The sequence below is a fragment of the Thalassotalea sp. 1_MG-2023 genome (assembly GCF_030546745.1).
Classification (GTDB): Bacteria; Pseudomonadota; Gammaproteobacteria; order Enterobacterales; family Alteromonadaceae; genus Thalassotalea_C.
This window is the reverse complement of the sequence record NZ_JAUOPD010000002.1, coordinates 33,846-45,914: the sequence shown is the minus strand read 5'-3', so window position 1 is coordinate 45,914 and position 12,069 is coordinate 33,846. Positions and strand designations below refer to the sequence as shown.

10 protein-coding genes are annotated in these 12,069 nt (G+C 38.5%); 4 read left to right on the top strand and 6 right to left on the bottom strand.

All coding sequences use genetic code 11. The features are described 5' to 3' along the window. Positions 1-12 precede the first annotated feature (12 nt). The 5 genes from gspG to gspC form a co-directional block, all read right to left on the bottom strand. On the bottom strand, positions 13-438 hold the full coding sequence (gspG, locus tag Q4489_RS01710) for a type II secretion system major pseudopilin GspG (RefSeq protein WP_303476228.1): 426 nt from the start codon (positions 436-438) through the stop codon (positions 13-15). 22 nt (positions 439-460) lie between these two features. Beyond that, positions 461-1,684 (bottom strand): type II secretion system inner membrane protein GspF, encoded by a 1,224-nt coding sequence (gene gspF / locus Q4489_RS01705; RefSeq protein ID WP_303476226.1) that lies wholly within the window; start codon positions 1,682-1,684, stop codon positions 461-463. Positions 1,685-1,693: 9 nt separating this feature from the next. Continuing rightward, positions 1,694-3,235, bottom strand: coding sequence for a type II secretion system ATPase GspE (gspE, locus tag Q4489_RS01700; RefSeq protein ID WP_303476223.1), 1,542 nt, complete (start codon positions 3,233-3,235; stop codon positions 1,694-1,696). A 5-nt stretch (positions 3,236-3,240) separates the two neighbouring features. Beyond that, positions 3,241-5,283: a type II secretion system secretin GspD gene (gspD, locus tag Q4489_RS01695; RefSeq protein WP_303476795.1), complete on the bottom strand. Its 2,043-nt coding sequence runs from the start codon at positions 5,281-5,283 to the stop codon at positions 3,241-3,243. Between the two features lie 62 nt (positions 5,284-5,345). After that, positions 5,346-6,269 (bottom strand): type II secretion system protein GspC, encoded by a 924-nt coding sequence (gene gspC, locus Q4489_RS01690; RefSeq protein WP_303476220.1) that lies wholly within the window; start codon positions 6,267-6,269, stop codon positions 5,346-5,348. Between the two features lie 175 nt (positions 6,270-6,444). Between gspC and hslR the strand changes: the two genes are divergently transcribed. Both hslR and hslO read left to right on the top strand, forming a co-directional pair. After that, positions 6,445-6,852 carry a ribosome-associated heat shock protein Hsp15 gene (gene hslR, locus Q4489_RS01685; RefSeq protein WP_303476218.1) on the top strand — a complete coding sequence of 136 codons (408 nt, stop codon included), beginning with the start codon at positions 6,445-6,447 and terminating at the stop codon, positions 6,850-6,852. Between the two features lie 8 nt (positions 6,853-6,860). Then, positions 6,861-7,718: an Hsp33 family molecular chaperone HslO gene (hslO, locus tag Q4489_RS01680; RefSeq protein ID WP_303476791.1), complete on the top strand. Its 858-nt coding sequence runs from the start codon at positions 6,861-6,863 to the stop codon at positions 7,716-7,718. A 109-nt stretch (positions 7,719-7,827) separates the two neighbouring features. Here the strand turns inward: hslO and Q4489_RS01675 are convergent, their stop codons facing one another. Continuing rightward, a complete protein-coding gene (locus Q4489_RS01675; protein WP_303476215.1) occupies positions 7,828-10,842 on the bottom strand; it encodes a TonB-dependent receptor in 3,015 nt (1,004 codons plus the stop codon). 425 nt (positions 10,843-11,267) lie between these two features. Between Q4489_RS01675 and Q4489_RS01670 the strand changes: the two genes are divergently transcribed. Then, entirely contained in the window at positions 11,268-11,621 is a 354-nt protein-coding gene (locus Q4489_RS01670; RefSeq protein ID WP_303476213.1) for a DUF3802 family protein, read from the top strand. A 34-nt stretch (positions 11,622-11,655) separates the two neighbouring features. Further along, on the top strand, positions 11,656-12,060 hold the full coding sequence (locus Q4489_RS01665; protein WP_303476211.1) for an OsmC family protein: 405 nt from the start codon (positions 11,656-11,658) through the stop codon (positions 12,058-12,060). Positions 12,061-12,069 lie beyond the last annotated feature (9 nt).

Here is a 12,069-nt window from a genome sequence, read left to right as displayed (position 1 = left end):
AGGCTTAAATCATTACTGATAGTCAGCAAGGTTCCAATTTCCAATATCATCATCGGTAGCGGCTTCGCCGTCAGGACCCATAGAAAATACATCCATTTTTCCATGCTCACCAGGGTTTAAAAGCTGATAGTCATTGCCCCACGGATCTTGCGGTAAACGTTTAATATAACCACCCTCTTGGAAACGACGAGGAACAGGCTCAATAGTCGTTTGTTCAACCAGCGCTTCTAGGCCTTGTTCTGTTGTTGGATAGTCATAATTTTGTGAACGATAAAGCGCCAATGCTGACTCTAATGAACCAATATCGATAACCGCTTTTTGTGCTCTTGCGGTATCCTGACTTCCCATCAAGTTAGGTACCACCATGCTGGCAATAATACCGATGATCACTAATACAATCATTACTTCTAATAATGTGAAACCTGAAACTTTTTTCATGAGAATTCCTTATTAAATCTTACTAAATGCCAATTAATGTGTTCATTTTCAAAATAGGTTGTAATATTGCCATGACAATAAAAAGAACGATCCCCGCCATAGTTACCATTATTGCAGGCTCAAATGCTTTCAATGATATATTGATCAAGGCTTCAAACTCTCGATCTTGATTGTCAGCTGCGCGTCCAAGCATATGTTCAAGTTGGCCACTTTTTTCACCACTGGCGATCATATGTAGCATCATCGGTGGAAATAACTGCGTTTGTTCTAATGATAAGCGTAAACTGCTACCTTCTCTTACTTTGACTGCTGCTTGCTTCACTTTATCTTTAATATAAACATTGCCAAGCACCTCGCCTGCAATGCTCATACTTTCCAATAAAGGAACTGCACTGGCGGTTAGTATACTAAGTGTTCGTGCAAAGCGCGCGGTATTTACGCCTCGCGCCACCTTACCAATACCAGGAAGGCTGAGCAGCTTTTTATGTACTTTATATTTGATATCAGCTCGTTTCATTAATTGAATAGCGAGTAATATCAAGATAATAAACACCACCAATAAGTAGAAACCAAAGTTTTGCAAAAATTCACTTGTGGCTATTAAAAATTTTGTTGTTTGCGGTAAGTTAGCGCCAACATCGTCAAATTGGCTGACAATTTGCGGTACAACTGACGTCAATAAAACAACAATAACGCCAATAGCAACTACAGTCATTATTGCGGGATAAACCAATGCTTGGATCATTTGTGATCTTAGTTGCTGGCGTTGTTCAGTATAATCCGCTAAACGGTTGAGTACTTTATCTAAATGCCCTGACTTTTCGCCAGCCGCGACCATAGCACGAAAGAGGTAATTAAAAACCTGAGGATATTCCGCCATACTTTCAGCTAAACTATAACCTTCAGTAACTTTAGTACGTACCGCCATCACCATACTTTTAGTGACATCTTTTTCTGATTGTTCGGCGACCGCTAATAACGCTTCTTCTAACGGCAAACCAGACTCAACAAGTGTTGCAAGCTGTCGTGTTAAAATAGCTAATTCACTGGCTGATATTTTCTTACTGCGGCTAAATGAGCTTTTTGTGCTTTGCTGCTTATGTTTTTTTAAGCTTGCGGTTACTTCGGTAGGCATCAAGCCTTGATCTCTTAACAAAGACCTAACATGACGAGCGGTATCCCCCTCGATGATACCTTTTTTAAGTTTACCATTACGGTCTACTGCTTGATATTCAAATGCCGCCATATGCTATTACTAATCTTCCTTTGTCACACGTAACACTTCTTCAAGCGTTGTGATACCTTCCAGTACTTTGTCAAAGCCGTCACGGCGAATACTTGGCGTATGTTGTCGGACAGAGCGTTCAATATCTTGCTCACCTTTACCGTTATGTATGAGTTCACGCACTTTATCATCAACTAAAAGTAACTCATGTATACCTGTTCGGCCTTTATAACCTTTAAAATTACATTCGTTACAACCGGTAGCACGATAAATATGCTGTTGAGTGTTTGCTGATAACCCAAGTAAGTTTAATTCTTCTTCATCAGCTAGATGCGCTTCTTTACAATGAGGACAAAGCGTTCTAACAAGACGTTGTGCAAGTACGCCTAATAAACTAGACGATAGCAAAAATGATTCAACGCCCATATCTTCCATACGAGTGATTGCACCTGCTGCGGTGTTAGTGTGCAACGTTGAAAGCACAAGATGCCCCGTTAAACTTGCTTGTACGCCAATTTGAGCGGTTTCTAGATCTCGAATTTCACCAACCATCACGACGTCAGGATCTTGCCTTAAAATAGCACGTAACCCTCTGGCAAAGGTCATATCAACTTTAGTATTGACCTGTGTTTGACCAATACCTTCGATGGCATATTCGATGGGATCTTCTACGGTAAGTACATTTCGCTCTCTGCTATCAATTTGGCTTAAACCGGCATATAACGTGGTGGATTTACCAGAGCCTGTTGGCCCTGTGACTAAAATAATGCCATGCGGTTTATCAATTAATTGAGAAAATTTGACTCGATTGTTATCGGTCATTCCTAAATCTTGTAAATCTAATCGTGCGGCGTTTTTATCTAACAAACGTAGTACTACACGCTCCCCGTGGCCAGTAGGCATAGTAGATACACGTACGTCTACCGCTCGGCCTGCTATTCTTAGTGAAATACGGCCGTCTTGTGGCACTCGCTTTTCTGCGATATCTAATTTCGCCATCACTTTGATACGTGAAACAAGTAACGAGGCAAGCTTGCGATTAGGTCTTAATACCTCACGTAAAACACCATCAACCCGAAAACGAATTTGTAGCGATTGTTCAAACGTTTCGATATGTATATCAGAGGCACTTTCTTTGATCGCTTCGCTTAACATCGCGTTGATCATTTTGATAATCGGCGCATCATCTTCATTTTCAAGTAAGTCTTCGGTTTCTATCAGCTCATCGGTAATGGAATATAAATCAACTTCATTACCAATATCTTCCATCATTTGTTTCGCTTCAGATGAATCTCGTTGATAAGCATTTGTTAATCGAAGTTCAAATTGCTCTGGAGAGACAAAAATCAATTTAAATGCACGTTGAACCACTCTTCTTACTTCTAATAATACCTGTTCATTAATAGTGTCTAAGCAATATAAAATCACTTCATCGTCTTCTTTACCAACCAAAACGCTATGGCGTTTAGCAAAACCAAAAGGCAATTGTAAAAAACGATTACTGTGTTCTGGTGCTAACTCGAACTGTGGGTCGTTATTTTCCACTAATGATTCCAATGAAGTTTGCGACATGACGGTTATTGCCCACGCTCTTTAATAGCTTCTTTGTCTTGTGACTTTTGCTGATATTCATTAAAGGTTGGCGGTAAAGCCAATTCATCATTCCATTTAGGTAATAATGGTAATTTTTTATCTTTCATCAACGACAAACCTTCTTCACGCTTACGTAGTTCATCTGCACGGATATAATTGTACTTTTCTTTACTGATGTCATTCATCAGTTTTCCATCACGGATAACCGTAGGGCGTAGAAATACCATTAAATTACGCTTACGTTTACTATTGTTAGTTGATTTAAATAAATGGCCAATAATAGGAATATCGCCTAACAGCGGAACCTTTTGCACACTTTCTTGTACATCTTCATCTATAAGCCCGCCTAAAATTACCGTTGCACCATTATCTGCCAGCACAGTCGTTTTAATTTCACGTTTATTAATTGAAATGTCTACACCTGTTGAGCCGCTTACCGACGAGACTTCTTGTTCGATCGTTAGCTGTACACCTGAGCCTTCATTGACTTGTGGCGTCACTTTTAATTTGATACCCACTTCTTGACGATCTACGGTTTGGAAAGGGTTGCTGTTATTATTACCTGTTGTTGAGCCCGTAATAATAGGGACTTCTTGGCCCACTAAAAAGTGCGCTTCTTCGTTATCTAATGTAGTGATACTAGGCGTAGCTAAAATATTAGAGTTAGTGTCAGCACTAACTGCTTGTACAATGGCACCCCAGTCATCTTTTACTAGTCCAAACATCATGCCGTTAACCGAACCTAGTAATTTCGCAAGTAAACTATAGTCGCCATCGGTATCAGGGTTTGTGGTGGTCACTGGATTTCCGTTACCATCAATAGTGGTAACGGTGGTACCTGGTTCTCCCCTTGCCGCGACAGCCGCCGCGCCAACAGAAGTAATTGGTACCGTACCATTGGTAAATTGCGTAGCACCACCATTTTCGTGATACCATTGCACACCTAGATTAACACCATCACTTTCAAATACTTCCACAATAATTGCTTCAACGAGTACTTGCGCTCGGCGCACATCTAACTGTCTGATCACCGCTTCTAATGAGCGAAGCATGTCAGGTTGCGCGGTAATGACCAGCGTATTGGTATCTGAATGTGCTTCAATACTGATATTACGCTTTTGCTTATTACGACTGTTCGTTTGTGTAGAATTTTCTTCCGCTTCAATCGATTCACTAACACCTGTTAACACATCTACTAAATCTTCAGCTTTCGAATATTTAAGGTAGTAAACCCGAGTGTTACCGTTAGTTTCTAATTCACTATCTAATCGAGACACTAATTTTGCAACACGTTCACGCGCTTGCTTTTCACCGCTAACAATGACGCTATTAGTACGTTCATCAGCAACAATTTTAGGAATTAAAAAGCTAGGAGTTCCTGCTTTTCCTTGGCTCGATTTATTAAGTGCTTCAACAATCCGTACCATTTCGCCCGCAGAAGCATGTTCTAGACGAATTATTTGCTCGTATTGATCACCTGCTCGGTCAACACGCTTAATGATATTAGCCAAACGGTTAACGACTGCTGCAGTACCTGTCATGATAAACACATTAGCAGGGTCATAATTAACAACAGTGCCGCCACCCGCTTGATCTGACATTTGTCTTAATAATGGTGATAACTCACGTACAGTCACATTCTTAACTTCTACTACCCGTGTCACCATTTCATCACCAACACCAGGATTGTCATCATCAACCAAAGGCGTTGCTTCAGATTTTGCTTTTTTATTACGAATAATTTTTACAATATTATTGTCCATTTCAATGGCAGCAAAACCATAAACTTCAAGCACGTTTAAGAAAAATTGATAATATTGATCTTCCGTTAATAAATCGTAACTTCGAACATTTACTTTGCCGCGAACATTTGGGTCAACAATCATCGTTTTCTTAAGGTTTTTACCCACAATATTGATAAATTCTGTAAGGTCAGTGCCTTTGAAGTTAGGTGAATATTGCGCAGAGTACGCAGATTGAGCGCTAAACAGTAAGCCATTAAAAAAACAAACAGTTGCTAAGGTCATCAACCATTTTTTTGCCCACGTTTTTGCATGCGATTTGCGCATGGATAATTCCTTATTGTTCATTATTGAATACTAAATAAAATTTCAGTTAACGAGCCGTTACGGTTTACCAATAACGAGATCTCTGTTTCTTCTTTTAGTGCTTGTACCGCTTGAGCAGCTTCACTAGGTAACGTTAAATCATAACCATTCATTTGTACCGCCACATCACCTGACTTTAACCCCGAAGCTCTAAAAAATTCAGGTTCTTTACCTGGCATTAACTGATACCCGATGATGTCACCATTTTGTCGTTTGGGGCTGACTTTCAAGTAATCAAATATTTTCCCTGGGTCAGTGTTGATATCTTGTTGTAACTGCATAGCGGTTTCAGATAAAGCATCATTTTCACGTTGATCCACAGTATTGATATGATTGCTTACTACCTGAATTGGTTCCGTTCTTTTATTTACTGTCGATGTATTTACTTTACTGTATTTAAAACCATCTAACATTAATGTTTCTAATCGCCCTGATTGCTTAATAATCACCCTATCGGTTGCAACAGACTCTAACGTAGCGCGGGTTCCTGATATTTTATCGCCAATGCCATAGGTTTCTTGTTTACCGTTATTTTCGATAATTGCAGCAGCAGTGTTTTGATCGCTACTTGCAACAGTCCCCGTTAATGTAAGACGCAATTGAGTTTCTGGTGCATCTTGTACTTTTACAGGCACTTGCTCAACAGCAGCTTCTTTAGCTCCGAATAAATTCAATTGCTTCAGTGCTGATAAATCTAATAATGCTTTTTGTTGTTGAACATCATTTACATTAGTAACAGCCGTTGAGTTGATATGCTCATTAGATGGTAATAATTGCCAAGTAAACTGTGCTAAAATATAGGCGATATAACAAAGCAATATCGCGCTTATAATAAAGGCGACTTTTTTCTGAGGCACTTGGCGAATAAATTGTTGAAGCGACGATAGTTCTGTCGATATACGCATATTTGAGGTTATCAATCTTTATCTTTTTCTTCGTTGATGATACTTGAGCAATACAGCTAGAACAAGAAAACTGCTTTATTTTTAACTATTATTTACAATTATTCGCAAGATATGGCGTAACAATACAACCTATGCTAACTTGCGCGACATTCTGTTCGGCAAATATGACAAGAAAATGAAACAAAGTAAAAACACTTCTGAATCTACCAATATACGCCTCGACAAGTGGCTTTGGGCGGCACGGTTTTACAAAACAAGAGCCATCGCAAAACAGATGATTGACGGTGGTAAAGTATTTTATAATGGTCAACGTTCTAAGTCGGGCAAATTCGTGTCAACGGGAGATACAGTCAGAATTCGTCAAGGATACGAAGAGAAAGAAGTCACTATTATTGCCCTTGCTGATAAGCGAAGAGATGCGACATTCGCCCAAACACTATATAAAGAAACAGAGCAAAGCATTGAAACAAGAGAAAAAAATGCACTCGCACGTAAGCAAGGACTACTGCTCAACCCAGGGACCGAAAGCAAACCTGATAAAAAACAACGTAGACAAATTAGACAATTGAAAGAAAGGATATAACCGTGACCTTGCCTGCAGATGAATTAAATCGCTACTTATTCGATGATTTACATGTTCGTGGCGAACTTGTGCAATTAAGTACCACTTACCAAAATATTATAAACGGCCATAATTACCCTGAAGGCGTAAAAAAGCTATTAGGCGAACTAATTGCTGTCACTAGTTTACTCACGGCAACATTAAAAATTGAAGGTGAAATTGCCGTACAGTTGCAAGGTGATGGTCCCGCAGACTACTTTGCTGTTAACGCCAATCATAATCAAGAAATAAGAGCGATCGCTAAAGTTAATGAGTCGGCAACAGGCTCAGACTTAAATGATTTGGTCGGTAAAGGAAACATGATTATCACCATTCGCCCAGATGTGGGTGAAGCATACCAAGGTGTCGTTGCACTAGAGCATGATAACCTTGCTGATTGTATTGCACATTACTTTGAAGTTTCAGAGCAAATACCAACAAAAATTTGGTTATTTCACAACCAAGAGACAAACCAAATTGCTGGCTCACTCATTCAGTTATTACCAGACAGTGGTGACAAAGAAGAGCAAATGCATGATTTCGAGCACTTATGCCAAATTACAGCAACCATAAAAGATGAAGAAATTTTTACACTAGACGCAAAAACCCTTTTATATAGGCTTTATCACCAAGAGAAAGTAAGATTATTTGAACCACAAGTAGTCACTAATACTTGTGGTTGTTCAGAAGAAAAGTGCTTAACGGCTATTTCACAGCTTGGCCAACAAGAGGTTGAAAGCATTCTGGCAGAACAAGGTAGTGTTAGCATGACCTGCGATTATTGTTTAACAACCTATGCTTTTTACCACTCACATTTTGTTCAATTATTTAACCAAACAAAGCATTAATTTACCTTTTTTAAGTGCGCTTAAAAAGTATTGTTATAGATTTAATAACATAAAAAAATGCCGAACTAAAAGTTCGGCATTTTTAATATTGAACCTCTAAACTCTATTTTTAGAATCTAGCTTCAAGTCCAATACGTACATAACGTGGCATTTGGAAATTATATGCTGCACCATGCCATTGGTTAGGCACACCTTCACTTTGTTCATAATGCTCATTAAACATTAATGCATCTTGTGTATTCAATAAGTTGAATACATTGATTGAAGCTTTCATATCAATATCAGACACTGTGAAATTATATGCTGCCGATAAATCAACTTTAAACGTCCAAGGAGTACGGCCTGCAGTACCACGAGCATGTCGTGTATACGTACCTGTCAATTCACCATTTTCATCAGTGTCGGCTAGATAAAATAAATCACCCCAACCACCGTTTACATTTGGATCATCTGACGGATAACCTTGACCAAACAAACTTACTGGACGACCACTTGAAAGTGTAGCATTCCAACCAACCATTAAGTCTTCCATTGGTTCCCAACTACCGAAGAACTTAAATACATGACGACGATCGTTTGGCTGATAGCCTTGAGCACCATCCATCAATGCAGCAAAATCAAAATCTTGTGTAATACCAGCATCTGCTTGACCGATATCTGATTTAACAGCACCTTCAAAGTTACCAGTACTACGTGACCATGTATAAGTGAACGTATAACGGAAGTTATCTTGTCTATACTTCACCATACCTTCTAACGCACTATATTCATTATTAGCTTTAGGAAGACCAATAGTTTCAGGACTATAAGTTTGTAGTGAACCTTCATCTGGTACACCATCATTGTTAAATGATGAATCACCCCAACCTGAACCATCCCAATAATAACCATCAGCATACCAGCTAGATGTAGAGCCTGGGTTTATCATTACACAGTAAGGATAAGCATAACGACCACAGTAATCATCTAGTGCTGTAGCTACTTCACGGTAAGTACCTTTAACACCAACAGTGTACTCTTCATTTAAGATCCTCTCGTAACCAATGATATATTCATCTTTCGAGAATGGGTCAGCTTCTTGAGCTTGGAAGATATCTTTTTCAGGAATTGTTGGAACACCACTCACTTGTTGAGAGTCTGATAAACCACCAACACCCAAAGATTCAGCTAATGGTGTTAATCCGGTAGGCGCACCTGTTGATGCATCGATACCTGAGAACGTATAAGCAGTAGTAATATCACTTACACCAGAAGCCGCACGGAAAATCGTGTTGTTCGCAACTGGTAGGAAATAACGACCGTATGTACCATATAGTTTAGATTCACCATCTCCTTGCGGATCCCATGTAAAACCTAAGCGCGGAGCAACATCAGTTTTAAAACTAGTTAATAGTTTACCTGTTGTACCCCAGCTATCGAATTCATCACGACGTAAACCAATATCTAACACTAAATTGTCATTAACTTGCCATTTATCTTCGATATAAAAAGCTGTTAACTCAGAGTTAAACGAACCACCACCATCAAAGATACGATCTTCAACATAATCTAAAGCTGAACCGGTATCATTTTCTAAAGCACCATTATCAGCTTGAAAATCACCACCTGGAGCCAACGTTTTGTAATCAAAACTGTGACCGCCAATTGGGCGGCTAATACGTTGTGAATCACGTTCTTGATAATCCCAACCAGCTACGATTGTATGATCGCCAATAGTGTATTCAAAGTCTAAACGATATTGTTCGTTTGAATCATTGTTTGCACCAAAACTACCACCAGCACCACAACCCTTTACAGGGTTGTTTGTATTACGTGAATCAGTTACTGAAGGACATTCTAAGTTAGTTGATTGTGTTTCATATTCAGTTTCAATTTTACCAACTAAAGCAGTAACAATTAAGTCGTCTGTAATATAACCAGTATAACTTAAACTTGTTGCTTCACCGCCACGTTTCAAAATTGCAGAATCAATGAAGTCACCAACAGTTCCATTACTTCCTGTATTAGGATCGTAATCATAAACTTTACGTTCTGTATCGCTTCGGTTTGAATAACCAAATAAGCTTAAACGATGGTTTTCATTGATATCCCAATCGATTTTACCACCCCAGAACATGTTATCGCCACCTGAAGCTTTAGTAGTTCTGAATTCATCATTTGCACCGTATTCAGTACCACCCCAAGTATATTCAGACTCAACGTTTCTAGGGTTAACTAATGCATAGAAGAATAATGTATCTTCAATGATCGGACCTGACGCTGAAAAAGTAAAGTCAGTACGATCGTTACTATCTCTACGTTCATCACGGAATATCTTACCTGAGCCACCTTTTCCGCGAGAATAAGTACCTTCTTCTTGTAAAGAATCAGGTTCCATGTGAAGAACTGCAGCAAATTCCCACTCGTTTGAACCACCTTTAGTGATTGAGTTCATTGTACCACCAGTCGCTCTACCATATTTAGCAGAGTAACCACCGGTTTTAATTTGGAATTCTTTATAAAATTCAAATGGTACTTCACCACAACCTAAACCTTGGCGAGTATTGGTAACCTCAAGACCATTAATATAACAGGCATTTTCAGCTACAGATGAACCACCGAAAGATGCAGTATTTCCGAACGCAGAATCACCTTTAACTGTACCAGGAGCAAGTAAAGCAACTGATGTGATGTTACGTGCAATCGGCATTCGGTTGATTTCAACATCACCAATAACGAGGCCTGAATCTGACGAAGCTAGGTCAATGGTAGAAACAGAAGAGCCCACTACTTGAATAACTTCTGTATCACTAGTACTTGCAATCTCAAAGTTAGTCACTGTGTTACGACCCAACACAGAACGTGCTTCATCTTCTGCAACTACGGTATTGCCACGCATAACAGTAATTTTATAATTACCTGAAGGTAATTTAGGTAAACGATAGCTACCATCATCATTTAATGAAGCTGAACGTGTTGTACCCGTTGCAACATTAACTGCTTTAACAGTATATGAATCTGTTGAATCTTGGACTGTTACTTTACCAATAATATCATCAGCTGAAGCAACTCCCATTCCTAAAACAGTTGATACGGCAATCGCCGCTACAGACCGTTTGAATGTCTTGTTAAATTCTTTTTTCATGTGTGATTCTCTCTGGACTATATTTAATAGTTATTTTTTGAATTTATTTCTATATGTTACAAACCGTAACATGCCTTATCAATTCTGCATGAATATCAATTATTTTCAAGCCATTTTTAAAACTCATTGAACTTTATCTAAATTCAACAGTCTTTGTGTAACCTATTGAAATTAAGGTACTATATAATAAACCTATATCTATTGTACTGATATGTGTACATAAATTAGACAGGAAGAGCTTTATTATTTTGTTTCATTTGTTTCAATACACCTTCCGATTGTAATATTTTTGTTAATAACAGTTACAACTTTGAAACAATTGTCAGAATCAGTTCACCCTTTTATTCCCTATTACCTTTTTATACTTGATTGTATTAAGTTAAGCAGAGTAAGATGAATTTCAAATAGCATTTATTTACATCATAATGGTTACAGACACAGACGGTTACGTTCATATCATTGAATATTTAACTGAGCACTTATCACTCTTTGAAAACACAGCGAGTGACAAGGGTGGTGCGCTATCCGTTATGGAAGTCATAGAACAAGAACTAACAGAACAAATTATTTTAGTTTGTAGCCAAAACGAAAGCCTTAGCTTTAATCAACGTAATACTATTATTCGAGAGGTCGATAACATCGTTCATGATCTTCAAGAGATACTCTCTGGTGTTATTAACAACCCCGTCACAACACATCAACAAGAGTTTTTAAAAGAATTTGCCCTTCTTATTAAAAACTTATTCGATACAGAAATACATTCAGGTGTCCTTAGTTAAGGTCACTTTAATACAACTTTTTTACGGAGAATTTATGCAAGCTGAAGTTAAATGGATCGGCGAAGAAATGTTTGCTGGTATTTCAGAAAGCGGTCACACGATAGTATTAGATGCGAACAGCGGTACACTTGCACCAAGTCCTTTAGAAAATGTTTTACTTTCTTTAGGTAGTTGTTCTTCTGTCGATGTCGTGAGTATACTCAAAAAAGCCCGTCAGAATATCACTGGCTGTAAAGTACAGTTGTCTGCTACACGCGTAGATACAACCCCTAAATTATTTTCTGACATCCATCTTCATTTTATCATTTCAGGTAGAGATGTTCAGGAGAAACATGTTGAACGTGCCGTCAGCCTTTCAGCAGATAAGTATTGTTCTGTAGCACTCATGTTAAATAAATCTGTCAGCATCACGCATGACTTTTCTATTATTTCAGATTAATTTTATTAT